The sequence below is a fragment of the Anoxybacillus sp. LAT27 genome, from assembly GCF_022030075.1.
In the GTDB taxonomy this organism is placed as follows: Bacteria; Bacillota; Bacilli; order Bacillales; family Anoxybacillaceae; genus Anoxybacillus; species Anoxybacillus kestanbolensis.
Genome location: NZ_JAIWYK010000066.1, coordinates 42,591 through 64,835 on the forward strand (window position 1 = coordinate 42,591; position 22,245 = coordinate 64,835).

At 41.1% G+C, this 22,245-nt stretch carries 17 protein-coding genes and 2 pseudogenes; 2 read left to right on the forward strand and 17 right to left on the reverse strand.

Features of this window, described 5'->3' with window-relative positions; translation table 11 throughout:
* Nucleotides 1-57 precede the first annotated feature (57 nt).
* Complete coding sequence (locus tag LD028_RS05600; protein ID WP_255720835.1) at nucleotides 58-1,077, forward strand: NADPH:quinone oxidoreductase family protein; 1,020 nt, start codon at nucleotides 58-60, stop codon at nucleotides 1,075-1,077.
* Between the two features lie 51 nt (nucleotides 1,078-1,128).
* On the opposite strand, the gene LD028_RS05605 is transcribed toward LD028_RS05600, so the two are convergent.
* The 6 genes from LD028_RS05605 to LD028_RS05630 form a co-directional block, all read right to left on the reverse strand.
* Complete coding sequence (locus LD028_RS05605; protein WP_237811242.1) at nucleotides 1,129-1,641, reverse strand: IS630 family transposase; 513 nt, start codon at nucleotides 1,639-1,641, stop codon at nucleotides 1,129-1,131.
* Nucleotides 1,642-1,658: 17 nt separating this feature from the next.
* Nucleotides 1,659-2,189 (reverse strand): helix-turn-helix domain-containing protein, encoded by a 531-nt coding sequence (locus LD028_RS05610; protein ID WP_033016268.1) that lies wholly within the window; start codon nucleotides 2,187-2,189, stop codon nucleotides 1,659-1,661.
* A 72-nt stretch (nucleotides 2,190-2,261) separates the two neighbouring features.
* Entirely contained in the window at nucleotides 2,262-3,377 is a 1,116-nt protein-coding gene (locus LD028_RS05615; protein ID WP_342754027.1) for an amino acid adenylation domain-containing protein, read from the reverse strand.
* A 195-nt stretch (nucleotides 3,378-3,572) separates the two neighbouring features.
* On the reverse strand, nucleotides 3,573-4,298 hold the full coding sequence (gene fabG / locus LD028_RS05620; RefSeq protein WP_077428996.1) for a 3-oxoacyl-ACP reductase FabG: 726 nt from the start codon (nucleotides 4,296-4,298) through the stop codon (nucleotides 3,573-3,575).
* Between the two features lie 265 nt (nucleotides 4,299-4,563).
* Nucleotides 4,564-6,066 carry an acyl-CoA synthetase gene (locus LD028_RS05625; RefSeq protein ID WP_237811244.1) on the reverse strand — a complete coding sequence of 501 codons (1,503 nt, stop codon included), beginning with the start codon at nucleotides 6,064-6,066 and terminating at the stop codon, nucleotides 4,564-4,566.
* 117 nt (nucleotides 6,067-6,183) lie between these two features.
* Complete coding sequence (locus LD028_RS05630) at nucleotides 6,184-7,575, reverse strand: esterase/lipase family protein (protein ID WP_077428994.1); 1,392 nt, start codon at nucleotides 7,573-7,575, stop codon at nucleotides 6,184-6,186.
* A 251-nt stretch (nucleotides 7,576-7,826) separates the two neighbouring features.
* On the opposite strand from LD028_RS05630, the gene LD028_RS05635 reads away from it, so the two are divergent.
* On the forward strand, nucleotides 7,827-8,156 hold the full coding sequence (locus LD028_RS05635) for a hypothetical protein (protein ID WP_143271277.1): 330 nt from the start codon (nucleotides 7,827-7,829) through the stop codon (nucleotides 8,154-8,156).
* On the opposite strand, the gene phaZ is transcribed toward LD028_RS05635, so the two are convergent.
* From phaZ to tnpC, 11 genes and pseudogenes are all read right to left on the reverse strand, one after another.
* Entirely contained in the window at nucleotides 8,121-9,011 is an 891-nt protein-coding gene (phaZ, locus tag LD028_RS05640; RefSeq protein WP_237811245.1) for an intracellular short-chain-length polyhydroxyalkanoate depolymerase, read from the reverse strand. The genes LD028_RS05635 and phaZ overlap by 36 nt on opposite strands.
* A 21-nt stretch (nucleotides 9,012-9,032) precedes the next feature.
* Nucleotides 9,033-10,052, reverse strand: coding sequence for a 3-oxoacyl-ACP synthase (locus LD028_RS05645; protein WP_077428992.1), 1,020 nt, complete (start codon nucleotides 10,050-10,052; stop codon nucleotides 9,033-9,035).
* 150 nt (nucleotides 10,053-10,202) lie between these two features.
* Nucleotides 10,203-11,234: a branched-chain amino acid ABC transporter permease gene (locus tag LD028_RS05650; RefSeq protein WP_077428991.1), complete on the reverse strand. Its 1,032-nt coding sequence runs from the start codon at nucleotides 11,232-11,234 to the stop codon at nucleotides 10,203-10,205.
* A complete protein-coding gene (locus LD028_RS05655; protein WP_237811246.1) occupies nucleotides 11,231-12,100 on the reverse strand; it encodes a branched-chain amino acid ABC transporter permease in 870 nt (289 codons plus the stop codon). Before LD028_RS05655 ends, LD028_RS05650 begins: the two co-directional genes overlap by 4 nt.
* Nucleotides 12,101-12,114: 14 nt before the next feature.
* Nucleotides 12,115-12,819: an ABC transporter ATP-binding protein gene (locus tag LD028_RS05660; protein WP_077428989.1), complete on the reverse strand. Its 705-nt coding sequence runs from the start codon at nucleotides 12,817-12,819 to the stop codon at nucleotides 12,115-12,117.
* On the reverse strand, nucleotides 12,806-13,573 hold the full coding sequence (locus LD028_RS05665) for an ABC transporter ATP-binding protein (RefSeq protein ID WP_237811247.1): 768 nt from the start codon (nucleotides 13,571-13,573) through the stop codon (nucleotides 12,806-12,808). Before LD028_RS05665 ends, LD028_RS05660 begins: the two co-directional genes overlap by 14 nt.
* Nucleotides 13,574-13,660: 87 nt before the next feature.
* On the reverse strand, nucleotides 13,661-14,902 hold the full coding sequence (locus LD028_RS05670) for a substrate-binding domain-containing protein (RefSeq protein ID WP_237811248.1): 1,242 nt from the start codon (nucleotides 14,900-14,902) through the stop codon (nucleotides 13,661-13,663).
* Between the two features lie 279 nt (nucleotides 14,903-15,181).
* On the reverse strand, nucleotides 15,182-18,418 hold the full coding sequence (locus LD028_RS05675) for an AfsR/SARP family transcriptional regulator (RefSeq protein ID WP_237811249.1): 3,237 nt from the start codon (nucleotides 18,416-18,418) through the stop codon (nucleotides 15,182-15,184).
* Nucleotides 18,419-18,704: 286 nt separating this feature from the next.
* On the reverse strand, nucleotides 18,705-19,877 hold the full coding sequence (locus LD028_RS05680) for an ISL3 family transposase (RefSeq protein WP_237811250.1): 1,173 nt from the start codon (nucleotides 19,875-19,877) through the stop codon (nucleotides 18,705-18,707).
* A gap of 294 nt (nucleotides 19,878-20,171) precedes the next feature.
* Nucleotides 20,172-20,993 (reverse strand): annotated as a pseudogene (locus LD028_RS05685) (transposase).
* 171 nt (nucleotides 20,994-21,164) lie between these two features.
* Nucleotides 21,165-22,245 (reverse strand): annotated as a pseudogene (gene tnpC / locus LD028_RS05690) (IS66 family transposase); the annotation flags it as partial.

Below are 22,245 nucleotides of genomic sequence, written 5' to 3' on the forward strand. Positions count from 1 at the left end.
TTGATAAAAAATATTTTGACCGGTCAGAATAATTTTGTTATCGTTATAGGTAAGAATATGAAAAAACAAAATGGGGGATGTCAAGTGGACCAATTCAAAGCGCTAGTAGTGAACAAAACGGAGACAGATTTTACGGTGAATGTGAAAACCGTCTCCATGGATGACCTTCCAGAAGGAGATGTTGTCATTAAAGTTGCTTATTCCAGTGTCAACTATAAAGATGGATTAGCATGCATTCCGAATGGAAAAATTGTGAAATCGTATCCATTTATCCCTGGTATCGATCTCGCCGGTATTGTCGCCTCTTCTAAGGATCCGCGCTTTAAAGAAGGAGACGAAGTCATTGCAACGAGCTATGAAATCGGCGTGTCACATTACGGAGGCTACAGCGAATATGCCCGCATTCCTGGGAATTGGATTGTCCCTCTTCCAAAAGGATTGACATTAAAAGAAGCAATGGCTTTAGGAACGGCAGGGTTTACGGCGGCATTGTCCATCCACCGCTTAGAAGAAAACGGACTATCCCCTGAAAAAGGAAAAGTGCTTGTAACAGGAGCCACTGGCGGAGTCGGAAGCATCGCGGTTTCCATGTTAGCCAAACGAAACTATCACGTTGTTGCAAGTACGGGCAAAGAAAGCGAACACGAATATCTGCGCAAGCTTGGCGCAAAAGAAATCATTTCTCGCGAAGAAGTCTGTCCAGAACAAATCCGTCCGTTAGATAAACAATATTGGGCCGCGGCTGTTGACCCTGTCGGCGGGAGAACTCTCGCCACGATCCTTAGTCGAATCCAGTATAACGGCTCCGTAGCTGTCAGCGGGTTAACAGGTGGCGCAGACGTTCCAACAACCGTCTTCCCGTTTATCCTTCGCGGCGTCAACTTACTTGGCATCGATTCTGTCTATTGCCCAATGGAATTGCGAATACAAATTTGGGAACGAATGGCCAGCGACTTAAAACCGAATCAATTACTAGAATTGATTGCACAAGAAATCACACTTGAACAACTTCCTGAGGCATTATCGAACATTCTAAAAGGCAAACTGCGCGGCAGAACGGTTGTAAAACTAGCATAGTTCAGTAAGAAAAAATCTATATACATCCAAATTGGCATTTTAACCTCTGATTCACACAGCACACCCCATGCGGCTCAACACCTCATCCGGGTGTTGTAGAACGTACTGTTCAAAGCGAGTAATGGATTGGGCAATGTCATTTTGATCCTTGTGAAAAACGTTGGCAATCACTTCATCTTTCAACCACTTCCACAGCCGTTCAATCGGATTTAACTGTGGAGAATACGGTGGCAAAAAGATGAAATGAAAAGCATCGCCTTCCTCGCCATCAAGAAAGGCTTGCACCATCTTGGCATGATGAATACGCGCATTGTCCAACACAAGCACGAGGAATCGGTCCGTATATTTCTCTTTCAATCGGCGCAAAAAGTCGAGGAACGTTTCGGCATTGGCGGATGATGCGCGATGAAATACCACATCGCCTTGTTGAACATCGACGGCGCCAAAAATAGAAACGTGGGCGTGGTGACCGTAGCTTGGCACCTGTTTCTGATTCCCTACTTCTGCCCATGTCGTACGCAACGCTTGATAGGCACGAACATGTGTTTCATCCACATCAAACATGGTAACAGTCTCGGTAATTAGTTTTTTTTTATAAATTCAAGTTCCTTTTGAAAAGCAGCTTGACGCTTAGCGTCTCCTTTGACGAGCTTATACGTCGGGCGTGTCCATGACAAACGCAAACGATGCAACAACTTGCGAATCCCTTCCCGTGACATGGAAACACCATAGGTTTGTTGAATGTAAGATTGTAAAATGCGCGTGTTCCATGACGAAGCGATGCCCCAGCCAGCATCCACAGGTGTAGTAGTTAACACGAGTTGTCTGATTTCTTGTTGTTGTTCTTCCGTAAGAAACGGCACACGACCAGGCGGCAACCGACGATCGAGTAGATGATCGAGCCCACCTTGATTAAATCGCGCAACGTAGAGGGCAACCGATTGACGGCATACGTTGACCATTTTTGCGACATCTTTACCGAGGTGACCTTCCATGACAAGACGAACAGCGGTCACCCGAACGCGAAGCGAAGCATCTTTGATTTTCCGTTCTTGTTTCCGAAGTGTTCGAGGTGTCCAACCGTGATCATTTGTGATTTTCAAACGTTTCATGCCAATTCCGCTCCTTTTGTATAGAAATATTTGGGAGCAGTATAGCCATGAAAAAAGGTGTTCATACAGAAGTCATGGTTTTAAGGTGCATGTATATAATTCTTTTACGAGATCTCCGGATTTGTATACCATTCCTTCAAAAATATCCTCAAAAGGATTCTTAATAAACACTTCTGCTGTTTTCTCTGGTTTATTCAAATAACCCAACGATATCCCTACAGATGCAATCCACAATTCACCAATCTCGCCTACTTTACATTTTTCTCCTTTTTCATTTACTACATATAACTTAGTACCATCAATCGCTTTTCCAATTGGAACACTATACATGTTTTCATCAATTTCATCAGGCACCTCATAATATGAGGCGGCTACCGTTGTTTCAGTTGGGCCATATAAATTAAGTAATTTTGTTTCATTTCCAAACTGCTTTTTAAAGTTTCTTACAACCTCACCAGTTAACAGCTCTCCTGCTACTCCTACAACCCTTACCTTTCCAAATTTCCGTTCTCCATGTGTTTTAGCATATTTCGAAAACTGGTTAAAAAATACAGTCAGCAAAGCAGGAATGACAGTAATTCCTTCTCGATCGATGGTTTTAAGAAAATGTTCGGCAGACATTCTTTCCTCATCATCAATTAAATATAGAGTTGAACCGTTGAATAGGGAAACAAATGTTTCGTATACAGAAGCATCAAAACTAAACGTAGCAAACTGTAATACTCGATCTTCCGGTTTTATATCGTATACCCTCTGTATCCAAGAAGCTAAATTTAATACTCCCACATGTCTCAATAAAGTACCTTTAGGATTGTCGGTCGTACCTGATGTATAAATCACATAAGCTAAATCATTCTCTTGAATGTCTACCGATACACCTTCATCATTGTCATCTAAACGATCCAACAATATATTTTTCGATCTTACATTTAGTTTTTTAATTTTTTCTAACCAATCTGATTTCGTTATCAAAAATGGGGATTGAGTATCTTCGATAATATATCGGTTTCTTTCTTCAGGATGTGCTGGATCTAATGCTACATACACTCCGCCAGCTTTTAAGATGCCTAAAATGGACACTATGGTATCAACGCTTCTTTTTAGAAAAATGCTTACAAATTGCCCCTTTTTTAGTCCGTGTTTTACTAATTCCACAGCTACACGCGACGATTCTTTATCTATATAGATTCAAGTTGAGTTTCCGACATATCTCATCATGAATAGAAGACCGCTTTTCTGCCATAGGCGGCAAGATTTTTCTTGCCGCCCACGCATGACAGACAAATTCATTTGTCTGATAGCGTTTTCGTTCGGAGAAGTGGCAGAAAAGCTTGTTTATGTCGGAAAATTAAGCTTATCATATATAGTTTATTTAGAAATATGCTACAAACGCAAACCACCATTTACTGAAAGCACATGTCCGTTTACATAACTTGCTTCGTCACTTGCTAAGAACAGAACGGCATTAGCAATTTCTTGCGGCTTCCCCAAACGACCTAGTGGATTTTTTTTACATATAGATTCTATAACCTTCGCAGATACGGTTTCCATCATTTCTGTTTCAATATATCCCGGAGCAATTGCATTTGTGCGAACCGCTGCACCTTTGCGCGTAAATTCTTTTGCCCAAGTATAGGTCATACCAATGACTCCTGCTTTTGAAGCTGCATAGTTTGTTTGACCTATGTTACCGTATTCACCCACCACAGATGAAATATTAATTATAGATCCTTCTCTATTTTCCATCATAATTGGTGCAATTGCTTGAGTTAAGTTGAATACACCTTTTAAATTAACGTTGATGACGTGATCCCACATTGCTTCATCCATTTTTTGAATCAATGCATCACGTGTAATACCTGCATTGTTTACTAAAACATGAATTTGTTTAAATTCTTTCTTCACTGTTTCAACGAAAGCAGTAATTTGTTCTCGATTTGTTACATCTAGTACCACATGGCGCACGTTGGGTGATTCAAATTGAGATTCTATTACATCTAACGAAAATACCATTTGAGCTCCCTCATTAACGAATGTTTCGACAATCACTCGACCAATTCCTCGAGCTCCACCTGTGACAACGGCAACCTTACCTTGCAAACGTTTCACTTTATACACTCTCCACTCTATATCATTTTGCTTACATTTATAAATTTTCAGTCAATATCCTAACTTTCTTGCTTTTTTGACATGAACAAAATAAGTTAACTTTCTCACTCAATATTCTCCTTTAATTTTTCCGATATAACAAATATATACAAAAGCTTCACATATCTATTTCATTTACGTATATTATAAATGTCGTTCACTTTCAAAAAAGAAAAGGCAAACCCAATAGTTTACACCAATTGAAAATCCCTTTTATCTTTATTTTTTATTTTTTGGTGATTTGATTTCCATAGAAAGACACCAATGCCTGTTTGTCAATTTTTCCTACTGGGGTTTTTGGTATTTCTGAAATCAATTCGATTCTCTTCGGTACTTTATACGAACCTAACGATTTGCGGCAATAGTTCTTAATTTCATCGGCAGCCATTATCATTCCTTCCTTTAAGACAACAAACGCAGTTACAATTTCCCCCCATGTCTCATCAGGTAAACCGACAACAGCTACTTCAGCTACTGCTTCACACTCAGCAATCACATGTTCAACTTCAACTGGATACACATTTTCACCACCGGTAATAATCATGTCCTTTTTTCGGCCAACGATATAGAAGAATCCTTCTTCATCCCTTTTCCCTAAATCTCCTGTATACAACCAGCCATCTTTCAGAGTTTCAGCTGTTACGTCTGGTTTATTCCAATATCGGGAAAATAAGTGATAGCCGCTTATCACAATCTCTCCCACTTCCCCGGGTCCAGTCTCCTTTCCTTCTTCATTGACAATTTTCACTGTGTTATATAGCATCGGTTTGCCAACAGAGCCCCTCCGTTTATACACATCCTGTGGGTTAATAAAAAAGTTGTTAGGCCCCGCTTCTGTTAATCCGTATCCTTCTTTAAAAGTCAGCCCTTTTTCGGCAAAAGCGGCATAGATTTTATTGGAACAAGGAGCCCCTCCTGATAAGAAAGTATGAACCGTCGGAAAGTCTGATTGTTGAAAAGCCTTCGATTGAATGAGCAGATGGTACATCGTTGGCACAAAGAGAACGATTGTACACTTTTCTTCATTCAATAGACGAACAGCACGTTCGGGCTCAAACTTATTAGCGAACACCACTTTGCCGCCGATGTGCAAAAGCGGAAGAGACAAGACATTTAATCCGCCTGTATGAAACATCGGTAAATACGTCAATGTCGTGTCATCAGTTGTCAAATTCCAACTGTTAATCGTATTAATTATGTTGTAAAACATGGATTGATGCGTTAAGACGGCCCCCTTTGGTAATCCGGTCGTCCCTCCGGTATAAATAATAGTCAGTGGATCGTCGACATTAACTTTTTCTTCAATTATCTCTCTATGTCCAACAAACAGTTGATTGTAAGTATCGGATTGTAACTCCAACTTTTTTCCTTTGTAAGTTTCAGGCACTAGTTTGCCTAGTTTTCTGTCATAAATAAATAGAGACGGTTGGCAATCGGAAAGAATATAGGAAATTTCCCCCTTCGAAAGACGCCAATTAACAGGAACAAACACTGCGCCGATTTTTGTGCATGCAAACAGTAAATGAAAATAGCTTATATCATTAGGCGACAACAGAGCGACCCGATCCCCTTTGTGAATACCAAGCTGTTTTAACGAATGAGCTAGGTTTGTTGCTTCTTCATTCAATTGCTCATAAGTCCAGTAAACCTTTTTTTCTCCATCGACCACTGCCACACGGTTTGGAGTTAAGGTAGCCCGTTTGTTCAACCAATCGATAGCCCAATACACATTGCCCTCCTCCTTTTCTTTCTTTACATTAAGCAGTATAAATAACAGGAGTTGCATTTTGGTTACAACGCAAAAAACAGGACACAAAATGCTTGAACAAAGGTCGAATCATATCAATCATGGTTCAGAGAGTTTTTTTTCGATCCAATTCAAAACAGGAGTAACACGGGCAATGTCTAAGTGATGATAGTTTCCAGAGGCCATTGCTTTTAAAGTGGCTCCCCGTTTTGTCATCCCGTCAGTATAGGTGGCACTCTTAACAAACAACAATCCATCACTTGGAGCCGCTTTTTCTCCAATCGGATAACCAAACCAATAGTAGTCTAAAGCCTGATTCGTTCCATACAAAACATAGAATTGAATTGCGGGATCTAATCCTTTTTTATTCATTTTTTCGATAAAGTTACTAGTTCCGTTTTGGCCATTTGAATTCGCAATAGCTATGTTGATTCCTTCTGAACAAACATAATAACTGCATCCACCCCAATACAGCTTATTCCTTGTATTATTAAAATCTCCTGTATCACTTTCAAAGTTAAACCAAACCGGGTCATTCGGATCGTCCACCCAATTATGGAGAAGCTGAGTTTGCCCCTCAAAATAGTTTCCATCACCATAAGTATCAGTCATACTCCAACGGTAATAATTCCGATAGTTGTAATAAATGTACGCATTGTAAAAGGCTACAGGTGCATTAAGAGTCCCATCAATTGTATTGGTATTCGCTAAATAGTAACGAAACATCGTATCTAGCCCTTTAAAAGGAGCGGCAATCGCTACATATTTGCGGACGTCTCCTCGAAAGTTTGTCATCCAAGCAGTATCAGACCAATCATCATTCAACGAACTCATATAAGCAATGGAAGAAATATTCCCTTTACTATGAGCAACAATATCCACTTTTGCTGCCCCTGTTTTCTCCTTAATGATAGAAATGGCATCAGCAATTAATTGTCCTTGGAATAAATTGTTTCCATGTGTATGCGGAAACGAAATGGCAAAAACAGCGTAACCTCTCTCCGCTAAATATTGCATTAACCCAGGCTTATCAATTGAGCTAGGCGTTTCCTTATCCCACGGATGAGCCCATGCACGATTCATATCATCTGCTGCACCGTGTACAAGAAGAACTGGATACGGCTTTGTTGCCTCCTTCCATCCTAAGCCATATCCTAAAACAAAATAACGATTGCTTTTTAAATATCCATAGCTGCCAAAATCATAGTCCTGATTTGAACTGCTGTATCCAACATGAACATAAACATCGGAAGGAAACCAACTTCTCACCTTGTCATTTTCCGGCAAGCTGATCCTAAGCATCTTTTCTTTCTCGCTGATCATTTGGCTTACATTACTCCCATAAACTTCTACACGTTCCCATGGATACGGATCGCTAGCGACAGAAATCAAAGTAGGTGACTCTGAAGCACTGACAAAAGAACTGAACAGGAAAGGAAATAAACTAAACACCACTAACAAGGCCAACATGAATGTTTTTCTTTGAAGCATAACATTATCTCCTCCCTCTTTCACATGAATATCTATAATAATCCAATAACTTAAGGTTACGATCGACCAGTTACATTGATACTCCGAGAAAATTCATTACCTGCTATTGAAGCTTTTTTAACGAGTTTTTACGACGGAAGGAACATATTCGTACGGCCTTGTAGCGGATAGTCAGCATCGCTCTCTAGAAGCTGTAGAGAACAACTCCTTTCCTTTGGCCAGAAATGATCGAAAAACATGGGGAGCAAATATTGGCACCGGTGTTGCAAAAAACAGAGACATACCATGCTGAAAAAATAAAGGGTCAAAAACTCAGCTATTGTGTTTTAAAAAAAGAATTGCAGGTGGTTTCTTCCATTTTGGGAGTGCTGTTCAGAAGAAAAGCTCACCAGAATAATCGAAACAATCTGATCCCCTTCCGCCAATTTGTTTTAAAAAAAACGCCTGCTACTAAACGTTGCTTGCAGCAAGCGGTGAGAGGCTGTCTATTGCAAAAACATCAAGAAACAGAGTGCAATTCAATTGTCGAGTCTATCTTCCTTTTTTTACACCTTCTGCAAAAAGCTTGTTATTTTTTCTAGCAATTGTTCCAAATTATCAATAAGAGGGGAATGGCCGCATTCTATCAGCAGTTCAAACTCGGCATTCTCTCCTAAGTCTTCCAATATTTCATTAGTCATTTGTTCTGTCGCCACAAGATCGTTTTCCCCCCATAGAACAAGGGTAGGAGCTTTGATGTCTTTTGCCTTGCCAGTTCCTTCTTTTACTCCGTTGTGAACCGTACTGATGTTAAATGTATTGAGAGCATGGTAAACATCGACGAGATTTTGCTGCGTGAGCATATCTTCCAAATATTCTTCATATTTTTCAGTAGAAGGTTGTTCGTTTGTATAAATAAGAGAATTCCATAATTCTTTTAAAAATGCTTTATTTTTTGTCCGATAAGCGGATAAGATCGGAAGTGTTTTCCCTGGATCGACAGCAATATCGGCTTTTTTCGCGATGCGGCATTTTTCTCCATTCGGTCCCATTTGATAAAACGGATAGCCTCTTGTGGAGGCAGACGCTAGTAAGATTAATCGCTTGACACGCTCTGGATAATCAATGGCAAATTGCATACTGACGGCGCCGCCAGTCGACCAGCCAAGCAATGAAGCTTTCTCCAATCCTATAGCATCCATAAATGCTTTCACATCATCGGAAAAGTCTTTGATCGAGTCGATCGGTGTGTGATAAGTGGAGATTCCAAATCCCCTCAAATCAAGAGCATAGAGTGTATAGAATGGATCAAAAGCTTCAAGTAATACATCCCAATGCTTTGACGATGTCATATTTCCGTGGATGAGAATGAGAACTTCATCTCCGCCCAAGCGTTCCCGATATCCAATTGTTTCTCCATTGTCGAGCACAACGGTTTTCAACTGAATGTCTGCCAATGATATCACCATCCTTCTTTCTTACTCTCTTCCCCAGCGAATCGTCGAAGCCCCCCAGGCATAACCGATTCCAGCGCTGACGAGTACGACGATATCTCCGTTTTTAATTTTCCCATCGGCAAGACCGAGTTCGAGGGATAGAATTTGATCGAATTGACCGACATGACCATAACGATCTAAATAAATCGATTGCTCCTCTGACAGACCTAACTCGTTAAGAACAAAGTCGTGAGCTGATTTCTTCATATGCAAGATTCCTAAATAATCAATATCCTTTTCCGACAGACCGCTCTTTTCTAAAGATTTGCGAATCACAGAAAGAAAATGGTTCATAGACTTTTCCTCAAGGCGTCTTTTCATACCTTCTGGATCGGTTACATCCAAATAATGGAGACGTTTTTCAATCGCAGCAGGGAATATCGGTTGTTTCGTTCCCCCAACTCTCACAATGACATCTTCAGAAAAGGAACCGTCCGTGATTAAATGACTTTCCAGCAACTCATTACACCTATATCCTTTTTGTAAGATAATCGCTCCGCCTCCAGCTGAAAGGTTATACATGAATCTTGTTCTTGGATTACTGTAATCGATCAAATCAACATTCCGGTATCCTCCTGCAAGCAAAGCCGTTCGAATCGAAGGATCAGCAATCATCATATCTTTAGCCAGCTTTAAAGCCATAATTGTCGTGCAGCATCGAAGAGCAACATCAAATGCCCATGCCCGAATCGCTCCAATTTCTTGTTGCAGTTTAATGCTAGCAGTCCAAAGTGGATATTCTTTGTACTCTTCGCCAATATAAATCACTAAATCCAGCTCTTCCGGCAAAACTCCCCCTTTTTCCATTGCTTTCTTCGCCGCATAAATCCCCATCTGACACGTATGATCCTCTTCACCCGGTATAGGCTTTTCTTTAATGCCCATTTTTTGTTCAACAACAGCCAATGGCAAGCCAGACAAAGCTGCTATTTTTTCTCCTGTCATTCGCTGTTCCGGCAAATATATTCCTGTACTGACAATCCCAATCGGCTCATGATTCATTCTGCTCACTCTCCAATGATTCCTTTTACTTTTTATTTGCACTAAACAACGGGATTTTCCTTTTTTTACATATAATACATTTATTCTCTTCTTCATCCTTGAAGTGTTTTCTCTAATGAAGACAAAAGGTCGTGCCACTTCAACCATACTTTACGAATGAAAGTCCTCTTTCAATGTGTTTGTGCTTCTCTCATCAAGCTGATTGGTTTGCTCTTTTTTATACATCCGCTGCTTCCACCAATGTTTCATTGTTCCGACAATTCCCTTTGGAAAGAACATCACAACGAGAATAAACACCATTCCAAATAAGATAACCCAACGTTCAAAAACCCAATGAACTTTCGCTAAATCCATCAGACCGTGGCGGGCAAACTCGAGCAACGCAGCGCCAATGACTGAACCAAACAACGTTCCAACACCGCCGATGATTGTAACTAATAAGGCATCTAACGTTCGTTCCACTGAAAATACAGTTGTATTGACAAAACGAAGGCTCATCGCATACAAGATGCCAGACAGCCCTGCGATCATTCCGGCAATCACATTCGCAATAACTTTATAGTGTAATACTTTGTAGCCTAGCGATTCGACTCGAACTTCGTTTTCACGAATCGCCTCCAATACTTTTCCCATCGGCGATTGAGTAAACCGCTCAAGGAACAGATACATAACAACAAGAAAGGCGAGCGAAATGAAATAGAATGAAACACGATCACGAAATAGCTCAGGAACAACAAACGTGAACCCGTCATTGCCCATCGTTAGAGAACGCCATTTTTCCGCAACAACCAAAAACAAACTCGCAACGGCTAGTGTAAGCATCGCAAAAAAATGTTTTTTTAATCGAAGCGTTAACATTCCAACTAGATAGCTAACAACTACTGTAAAAATCACCGTGAGCAAAGCGGCAAGCAATACGGTTGAAATTGTTGCACCAAAATGCCTCAGACAGATAGCAACCGTATAAGCCCCTATTCCAAAAAACATCGCATGTCCAAAAGAAACGATACCTGTGTATCCGAGAAGCAGGTCATAACTCATGGAAAATATAGCAAGAATAAAAATTTGCGTTAAGATGATAAAAGCGGTCCTTGAATCGCTAATAAATGGAAAAACAAACAAACCAACAGTCAGTAACGCTAACATCAACTTAAGTTTTGACAAAGTTTTTAAGCGATTCATTTGCCCACCTCCTTCGCTGCGATGAGTCCAGCCGGCTTAAAAATAAGAATGGTAAGCATCAACACAAAGTTAACCGCCAACGATAAATCGGGGATAAAGTATGCGGTATAAGCCCCTAAAATGCCAACGAGAAGTGCAGCAATCATGGAACCCAGCACACTACCCATTCCACCAATGATGACAACGATAAAAGCTAAAATCCCGTATTCAAGGCCTATTTCAGCATAAATCACCCCAGAATAAGGTCCAAACAACACACCTGCTAAACTAGCCATCGCTGCACCTAAAATGAAAACAAAGAGAAAGACCTTCCGAATATTGATTCCAAGAACTTGCACCATTTCCTTATTAATGACTCCAGCACGAACAACTAATCCTAACTTTGTTTTATTTAACAAAAATAACAGAGCAAAAAAGACAACTAGACCAATGAAGATAATAAATAATCGATATTTAACTAAAAGGATGCTTCCGACTTCCCAACTTCCTTGCAGCCATTCAGGAGCAGTTGCTTGAATAATATTCGGTCCCCACACGACTTTGACAAATTCACTCAGGACAAGCATAACCCCAAGAGTGATTAAAATTTGCTGAATATGGTTTCCATACATCGGTTTCACAATGAACCGTTCCAACAAATATCCTAGAATCATCCCCGTAATTAAAGCAATGACAATACCCAGAAAAAAACTTTCCGTCGCACTATAAGCCCAAATTCCAGCATACGCTCCCCACAAAAACAATGCACCGTGAGCAAAATTTAACACATCCATTAATCCAAAAATGAGTGTTAGCCCCGCAGCAAGCAGAAAAATAAGCATCCCAGTTGCTAAACCATTGATCGTAATGTTGATGAAAAGATCCATTTCATTCCCTCCTTTCAAGCAATCCCTAAATATTGTTTCTTTAACTGCTCATCCTCCTTTAGTTCTTTCATCAAGCCGCTGTGCACAGTACGACCATCGTCGATAATGTAAAAGCGATCTCCAATCGCACTTGCCATTATGAAATTTTGTTCAACCAGTACGACCGTTGTCTGTTCTTTCATCTGCTGGATCGAATCCATTACCTTTTCAACGACAATTGGTGCCAAACCTTTGCTTGGCTCATCAATTAGGAGAAGATTATTGTCGTTGATATATGCTCTCGCAATCGCCAGCATTTGCTTTTGTCCCCCGCTCAAATTTCCCCCTTGCTTTTTCCAGAATTTTTTTAAATCCGGGAACAAGTCCAACACCCATTCGAGACGTTCCATTGTTCGCTCATCTTTATTCTTTATAGCTACTTTCATATTTTCTTCCACAGTCAATGCTCCAAAAATTCCTTGATCTTCAGGAACATAACCGATGCCAATGTTTGAAATTTGATGAGTCGGCCATGTCTGAATCTCTTGATCTTTGTAGAAAATTTTTCCTTCTCTTACAGGAGTAAGACCCATAATCGAGCGGAGAGTCGTTGTTTTCCCAGCCCCATTCCGCCCAAGAAGAACAGTTACTTCCCCAACCCGTACTTCAAAGGACACCCCTTGCAAAATATGATACTGCTCAATGTACGTTTGGATTGCTTCAACCTTAAGAAGCGTCATTGTACAGCCCCCCCAAATACGCAGATTGAACTTGCTCATTCCTTATGATCTCTTTCGGAGGCCCATCCGCAAGCAGTTGACCATGGAAAAGAACCATGATATTGTCTGATAAATCAAGAACCATATCTATTTTGTGTTCAATCAACAAAATCGTTCGATTCCGTTGATCACGAATGTTGCGAATTACATCCAAAATCATCGGCACTTCCTCGAGTGACATGCCCGCCGTCGGCTCATCAAGAAGCAACATCTCTGTCTCCAAAGCAAGGAGCATAGCAATTTCCAGTTTCCGCTTTTCTCCATGTGTAAGATTAACCGCCATTTCGTTTGCTTTATTCACAAGAAATACCATATCCAAAAGTTGATAGGCTCTTTCATTTACATCCCGAAATTTTCTCACATGTGAAAACATGTTATAAAGAATCCCCTTTTGAGATTGAACAGCAAGACGAACATTCTCATAACAAGTTAAATTAGGAAAGACATTTGTGATTTGAAAAGAGCGTCCAATCCCCAGTCTTGTTCGTTCAGCTGGTGATAAAGAGGTAATATCCTTGCCATCGAAAAACACGCTCCCTTTTGTTGGCTTAAGTTGACCGCTAAGCATATTAAAAAACGTCGTTTTCCCTGCTCCATTTGGACCAATAATCGACTTCAATTGATTCCGTTGAATTTTGACCGATACATTATCCACTGCCACATGTCCACCAAACACAATAGTCAATCCGTTTGTTTCCAAAATGATGTCATCCATCGCTCTCACCTTCTTTTTGAGTGTCGTTGGTTAAAATAAAGGGGCCGAACAGAAAGAGTAATGAACGTTCGGCTCCTTTTTTAATGATTACCGATTTTTGATGGGAGGTGCCGTTTCTTCCGATGTAAGTTCTCTTACAAGGACGGGAACAGGGTAATCAAACTCATTCGTTCTTTTAAGAGTAATCGCATACATAGTTTGCAATGCCTGATGGTCTTCCGGTCGGAACGTCATTGGACCTTTTGGTGTGTCAAATGTCATACCTTCCATCGTCTCAATTAACGTCTCTGCATCCGTAACTCCTCCACTCTTTTCCAAAGCTGTTACAATTGCCATCGCTGCTGCAAATCCACCAGGAGTAAACAAGTCTGGTTCCTCTCCAAATTTTTCTAGATGCTTTTTGACGAGCCAATCGTTTATTTCATTGTTTGGAAGACTATGATGATAAACCGTAAATCCTTCCATACCGATTACTGCATCCATGGTCCGAAGAGCTGCAATGTCAGGAGCTCCAGTCGAAATTTTGATTCCGCGCTCTTGTACTTTCATATCAGCTAGCTGTCCCCATGGCGAATTAGCTCCAGCCCAAATGACAAACAAATACTCCGGCTTTGCATTGACAATTCGCTGAATGTTTGAAGAAAAGTCAACACCTGAAGGATCGGCATATTCTTCATGGACAATTTTGGCTCCCAACTCTTCAGCTGCCTTTTTAAATGCAGCCACCCCATCACGTCCGAATGCACTGTCTTGAGCGAGTGTGGCAATCGTAACTCCTTCAGCTGCAATTGCCGTTGCACCAGCAATCGCGTCTTGCGAAGAACTTCTTGCAGTTCTAAAAATATACCTGTTCCAGTTCTCACCTGTTATACTGTCAGCAACCGCCGGCTCAACAATCATAATCTTTTTATATTCCTCCATTAATGGAAGTACCGCCAATGTATCCCCTGAAGATGATGAACCGACAATAAAATCTACCTGATGGTCTTCAAGCAATCGAGTCGCTTTTTGAACTGCAACATTCGGTTGGGTTTCTGTATCTTCCACAATGTACTCAATCTTCTTTCCTGCTACTTCCATCGTTCCACCTGTTGCATACTCAAGACCGAGTTCAAATCCTCTTACTGTTTGTTTTCCATATACCTCCAGTGCCCCTGTCAAAGAAGCCAACACCCCGATCCGAACGACTTCTTCCGTTTTTTCATTCGTTCCCTTTTTCGGCTTATCATTCTCATTGCTTGCCACTCCTGCATCATTCGAACTACAAGCTCCCAATATCACCAACATCACCACCAGCAAATACAAAAAACATTTTGTCGTTCGTTTCATTTCGTTTCCTCCCTCGCGATTAAAATAAATGTCTTATCTGTATTATTGATTAATGGAGTTGCAAATCAGTTACAAGCAGACGAGCGTGGAAGCAAAAGCGCTGTCAAGAAGTCATGATTACAGTATGTTCTTCACCTTACCTCTCTCTGAATCAAATCCTATGGAAAAAAGATGATGTCCCAAAAGTACTGGGACACCTTTTTTACTGCAAACATATATGCATAAAATAACGAAAAAACTTTATTATAGTATTCTGAATAAGAAGCAAATCGCCTTCGATCACAATGGTAAAAAAGGCACATCTTTAATCATGGCAAACATTTTTTTTGTTGATTCCATCGGCTCTACACCTAGTTCCTGTTGTAAATGCTTTTGACACTTTTCAAATAATCTCAACGCATAGGAGCGGTTTTGCTTTCGATAATAGCAGTACATCAATAACCGATATGCCTCTTCCCAACAAGGATCATGTGTAAGAATAGACTCGCACCAACGTATGGCCTCATCAAAGCGCTCTTCTGCTACAAACATCTGTGCCAACCGTTCTGCTCCCCGTAAATATAAGAGAAGCAGCCGTTCTCTTTCTTCCAAACACCAATCATCGTAACGACTTCCTGACAAATAGTCTCCTTGATAATACTCTAAACCTCTGCTCAATTTCTCGATCGCAAGACGACGATTACTTTCTTCTAACCCTTCTTCAATCAATTTTTCAAAACGAACTGCATCAATCTCAAAAGAAGCCTCTTTATTTAATCCATAAAAAGTTCCTTCACGAACAATAAAGAATGTGTTTGCCCTGGCCTTGCGATTCGGTTCAATCGCTCTATTTAAAGCATTGAGTGCGACTTTAAAATCTCGCTGGGCTGCTTCCTCTTCTTGTTCTTTCCAGAGCAATTCTAGAATTTCAGACTTAGATATCATTTTGTCTCTTTTCGTAATCAATAATTGAAAAAGTTCTTTCGCCTTTTCTCTTTTCCAGCTCTTCTCTGATAGCTTTTCATTCCCTATCCAAACTTGAAAGTCTCCTAGTGTCTGAACACGAATGGTATAACCAGGATGAAAACCTAACTCTTTATATCCAAGGCGACGTAAAAGAGAAGAAACATAGTCTTCTTTTACATTTAGTTCCTTCGCTGCCAACAAGAGCGGGACAATCGTTTCAATATCTGCTGGACCAAACAATGTATGGTTTTCAATAAAAAACTCGTAATGATGATGCTTAATTAAAGTAAGAAATTCTTTTATATACTGCTTAAACGTCCTCTTCTCTTTTAACGCATCATAAAGATAAGCAAGCCAAAAAAGCGTCACAATGTACCCGTATTTATCACCACATTCCTCAAAGTTCTCTTTACATTTCATAAAGTAAAATTCTGATTCTTCCCATCGTCTGTTGTAAAAGGCGTTTATCCCAAGGGCTAATGTAATATAGGTGGTTAACCAGAGATCTTTTACACGTGAAGGCTCCTCCAATGCCATCTGGCCATACTGATAAGCCTTTTGATAATCGGTAAGCTTGCCAAACAATAAGCATAGTCCCATGTAGGCTTCTGACTTTCCCCTAGACATGTTGATTTGCTCCATCAAATCAATCGATGTCTCATAACATTTCGCTGCTAGATTCGGTTCATAGCGTTCTAACAGTTGAACGGCATGCCCCAACCTCATCCAACCACATGCTTCTACAAATGGCGCTTTCCTTGCTGCTCCCCGAAAGATCCCTTTCTCTGCTAATCGTTTTGCTCTTTCTCCTTCACCCGTATAAGAAAATATAATTGACAAAAGCAAGTCTGTTTCTCGGTGAGAGCGGGATGAATGATTTTGACCTTCTTCTTCAAATTGGGCATGCTCAAGAAGTTTTTTTGCCTCAAGCAACCTTCCCGTTCGTAAATAAAGTCTTGATTCTAATTCTACTTTCTTGAAATTCGCTTGTAACTCCTTACACTTTTCTAACCATTTTTCCGCCTCTTGCGCTTTACCAAGATTAAGAAGATTTTCAGCCATCAAGCTGTAAAGCTGTATTTCCCTCTCCGCATTCCCTTCACTTTGTCCCATCCGTTCAATAGCCTTACTTAAATAACCATCTGCCTTCGCCGGTTGAATAGTATCTAGATAAATTCTTGCTTTTCCTTCTTTTCCAAAGCTTTCTAAATAGCGGTCTCGTTTTTCTTGTGCCAATTCTTCTAATTGAGAGTAACATGTAAGCGCTCTCTCATACTTACAAAAATAACGGTTGAGTTCCCCCTCAAGAAACCACAGCATCTCAAACTTATTTTTTACTTCCATTGAAAGCTTGTCGAGCACTTCGGATAATGTCTCTATCTTTCCTTCGCTTAACAATTGCTGACCATTGTATTGCAAAATATATGCGATTTTCTCTTCTTCCCCTATTTCTTGATAATGATAGATCGCTTTTTCGAATTGCCCGCTCTTGCAATAGTAGTCTGCAGCCTGTCTATGAACACGATAAAAAAAGGGCTCATTTTTCCTTAATCGTTTAAGAAGAAAATCGCGAAATAGTGGATGATAGCGATACAGACCTTCTCCTATTTGAACAATGAACAAATTTTGATCCAACAAATATTGCAACATCTCGTTCGTATCTTTCCATTGATAAAGGTCATAGCAAAGTTTTACATGAAACTCATCAAAAATAGCCGTTTTTAGTAAAAAAAGCTGCACTTCTTCCGGTTGATTAACAAACACCTCCATTGTCAAAAATCGTAACAACTCTTCGTTTGAAGCCGGATTCTCCCCTTGATATCCGTCCAGACCTCCTCGGATTTTCATTTGTTGCCAGATCATTTGAATGGCAATAATCCATCCCTCGGTTAATTGATAAATCTTGTCCACTTGTTCAGATTCTAACTCACAACCATAGGAATGAGAAAATAAAACCTCGATTTCTTCTTTTGTGAAAGCCAGCTCAGCTTCACTCAACTCCAACAAATTCCCGCGAACAAGCATTTTCGTAATGATATCCCAATGAAGCCGGATTCTCCCCGATAATACAAGGTGAACATGACTTGGTAGATGGGAAATGAATGAAATCAGCCATTTTTTGGTTTGACTAGAATGCTCTATAATATGGATGTCATCGATCACAAAAATAAAATCCTCCTGAATTGTAAACAACTCATTAATATATTCTGAACATAAAAACTCAATATCTTCCTCCAAGTTTGCTCGTTCTTCATTTTGTAAATAGTCAACTATTTTTTCTCCGAAATAAGGAAATCTACTCTGTACAGCATAGATCATGTGAACAAGGAAAGGAATAAAATCATCTTCCTGCTTTGAAAGGCTATACCAGCAGTAAGGTTTCGTTTGTGCACTAAGAAAAGCGGATAAAACTGTACTCTTTCCATATCCAGGACCTGAGTGAATAAGAGTTAAAGGATAATGGTGTACTTGGTGCAGCTTTTTCATCAGATGCGGTCGATGAACGGTCGACTCTTTTAGCAACGGTGGAATAAACTTTGTTTTTGTTATTAAAAATCGTTTCGCTGCCATTCATACACCCCCTTTACATGGAGCTAAAGTTTTATTTTCCATCAAACTTTCTGCTCACCCTTCCTTAATATCAACTGAATGGGGATAGATGGATGAAAAGGAGTATACGTCATCGATTCCGTGTTTTTAACTTGTTATATATAAAATTATTTGAATATTCTTTGTTTTATTATAAATAAAAACAGACATAAAATAAAGAAAGAAAAAAGCTCTGAACAATAGGAGTAGCTTTTAGATGAAATAAATAAAAATGGTTCATCACCAAAAGATGTACTTGCATCCGCCATTAAAGTATGTTAGCTGTTTCTAGACGAACCCGCAATGCAAAACACTGGATATTTCTGTATCCGTATCCCCGACGTTTGATTAGCTTGATCTTGTTATTCGTCCCCTCCATTTTTCCATTCGAATAAGGTGACAATATGCATGATATGACTTCATCTGTTCGTTTGACAAGTGATTTTGCGATAGCGCGCACAGCCGAACAAGGACCACATACATATCGGTGAATCCAAGCCTCCAAACGTCGTTTCGCCTGTTGCTCGTCTTTGCTGTTGGACACATAGCGAAAATGTTGGAGAGATTGGTAGACAGACTTTAAGTAATCGCTTTCATCGCACCATTTCCGTACGATTTGGCGTTCTTCCTCCGTCAATTTCCCTGGGCATTGACTCAATAGACGACAAACGTAACGAACATTTTCGTGTTTCTTGCCTCCTTTGTCTACATATTTGCGACAACGCTCTAAAGCATCTGTAAACAGCTGAATGACATGGAAATAATCCACGACATGTGTCGCCTCTGGGCAAACCCTTTGAATCGCTTTTTTCATGGCTGGTGCCAAATCGCTCACGACATACTGAACAGAACCAGACACATGAGCCAACACACGTCCAATGGCTTCCTCGTTCTTTCCTGCTTCAACGGTATACACTTCTCCCGTTTCCGCATCCATGATCGCCACTCCGTGGTCATGCCCTTTTCGAAACGCAAACTCATCGACACAAACTGCCTTTGGTTGGATGTCATTCGATAGGAAGGAAGGGGCATGGGTATAAAACCAACGTTCAACGGTCGTGTACGGAAGCTTGAACATACGAGCCACCGCCTGAATGGATGTCCCTATGCAAGATTGCGCCACCCATCGCTGAAAAGCATCGGTTGCCACACTTCGAGGGGAAATTCCAGGATACGGCGTGCTGAATGTCATGCCACACGTACCACAACGTCTGCGCTCGACAGGAAGTTCGATCCAAAAAATCCCGATTCGCCGCGCATAGCCATGCATCCATTGTTTCTTTTTTCCTGTCATTTTGATCGTGCGTTTCAAGCAAACAGGACATAACGGGCATTGTTCAGGAAGGGAAAGTTCGAAAATCCAACGTTCTTCTTCTTTTCGTACCTTTTGAATCAAAACATCTGGTAAATCGACGAGTTCTTTGATAAACTGAGAGTACATGCGAATTTTCCTCCAATGGTTTGGTTTGGTCACCTTTACCATACAGGAAAATTCGTATTTTTTGTACCCTCTATTTTCTCTATGCACACCGATCTTCAATGATCAAGTACAACTTGTGGTGAAGAGCCAATGTTTTAATATTTCTCATATATGGATCGGTTAAAAATAAAAAATAGGCACTTCGCTAAAAAATGACCGCTCAAATTCGCCTGTAACGCATTTTAATCAATAACTGTAGATGAGCATTTTTCATTACAATAATTCCCATAGTTAGAAAGACAAACAAGGTACCCCTTAGGCGACATGGAGCTGTTTTTTGATCACATCAATGGGAATATCTTGCTTTGCGGCGTTATAAATGAACTCGACGACGCTGTGGCCTTTTCGCGATCGAAGAAGCTCCAATCCAGCGGAAAGGGTTTGTCGGGATTCGGCGATGCCTTTCGGATAAAGAATCCGATTCGCCTTGAGCATGGCGATGACATGGAATCCCTTGCTCAAGCAGGTTTCGATGAGCGTTTTGGACGGGTACCACGAATCCATGAGCACATACACCGGCTGAGTCAGCTTCACCTTGATCGAGGAAAGCATCTCCATCGCCAGGTCGATTTTGCTTCTTCTCGCCTTCTTGTCATACAAGCGGAACGCGAACGGAAACGCCTGCGTGAAGGTGTGCACCATCAGCCAAACGAGCGAATGCCCCCAAACCGATTGATGATCTTTATGCGAGTAGTGCCAATCACACCCTTGAATGGCGTGTGCAGCCCGTGGCGAAGGCTTCGTTTTTTGGCAAATCGTATCATCAATTGAAACAAAAAGGGGTTGATGTTTCCGTTAGGCCAGTCGTTCGACCTGGGAAAGGATCCACTCTTGAAGCTTCCCAAGCAGCCTTTCCTCGTTCCAAGGGCTTTTCGTGAAAAAGTGACTGAGCGTCGTTCGATGATTCGGATGAAAGCTCCAGTGATGGACATCGGTCAACGTTCCCGAGAATCCCTTAGTGGTCAAGGCATCGACAAGATGAACGAGGTGCTTCAAGACCGGTTTGGAAAGTTGCAGCGTCAACCCCAACGTGAAGAAAAACTTGTCGATTCCTTGGTGATGTGCTAATCTATTCATGAGACATGAACCTCCTTGTGTGAATGGGTTTTGAGCACATCTATTTTACCCAAGGAGTCCGGTTCATGTCTCCTTTTTTGTTTGGTTGTCAATTTACGGTAACTATTCACCCCGATAGTAGTATGTAAAGAAGCGCAACACAAATAGGGCATCCCCGTAATAGAAAATGCCCTAAGTGGTAGAAAGAACACGATCGAGCGTTTCACCCGTCAACAGAAGACATAACGAATCCCACACGTTTTTTTCGTGTTTCGTCAGTGTGGAAACGATGCTTCTTGTGATACAAAAAGACTGGGCGAATGTTTCTTCGCGAAACGTACCCGAAATGTTCTCTTTCACTTTGACCATGCGAAGATCGCGTTCGGCTTGGTTGTTGTCAAAGGGAACGTGAGCTTCACGTAAGAAACGCAGCGCTTCTTCCTTTCGTTTTTGAAGGTGTCGAACAAAAGCGAGTGCTTTTTTCGGAAGAGGCGTCATCGCTTCCAATCGGTGTTGTGCTCTCGCCAGGATACGGTCCCCACCGTCTCGCTTCTTCTTCGGAAAGTGCACCGTGATGGGCTTCGACGGCTTGCTTGGCGGCTAAAAGAAACGTGGTCATGCGCATCGCCCACGTATGCCCTTGTTCGATGAAGCCCTTCAATTCACGCAAATGATGGGCGTGACAAAGGGCATGGGTGGCTCTCGTGTATTTCGGATACGTACCGAACGCATCGTGTATCATTGTTCCTTGATATCGGGGAAGAATCCCGATGTCATCGGTCGCTTTCTTTCCACGAGAAGCGTGAGGAGCCAAGTATGTATATCCCGATGTACACGCGACATGTACCCATGCGAGTTTCCCATTGATGCGCAAACTCGTTTCATCGACATGCAGGATGTTGGATCCAAGTAAGGCGTCTTCGATGATGTCCATATTTGATTCTAGCGCTTCGCATCCTCGTTTCACCATATTGGCAAGAGTTCCCGTACTAATCGAGTGTTGATATAACGCTTCGATTGTATCACTTAAACGCTTGTACGGGATCAATTGGATATGATGCAAATAAACAACGAGCGCCGTGAGCCGTGGACCGTATTGCACATGATTCGTGACATGTGGTGGAAACTCCGCTTGTTGAACACATCGACAATGTGGACAGGATTTCACTTCACGTTCATGTTGTGTCACCTCAATCGTCACGGGAGGAAGATCAAACACTTGACGGATATCGACTTTGAACGGTTTGACTTCACGCAAAGAAGCCCCACATCC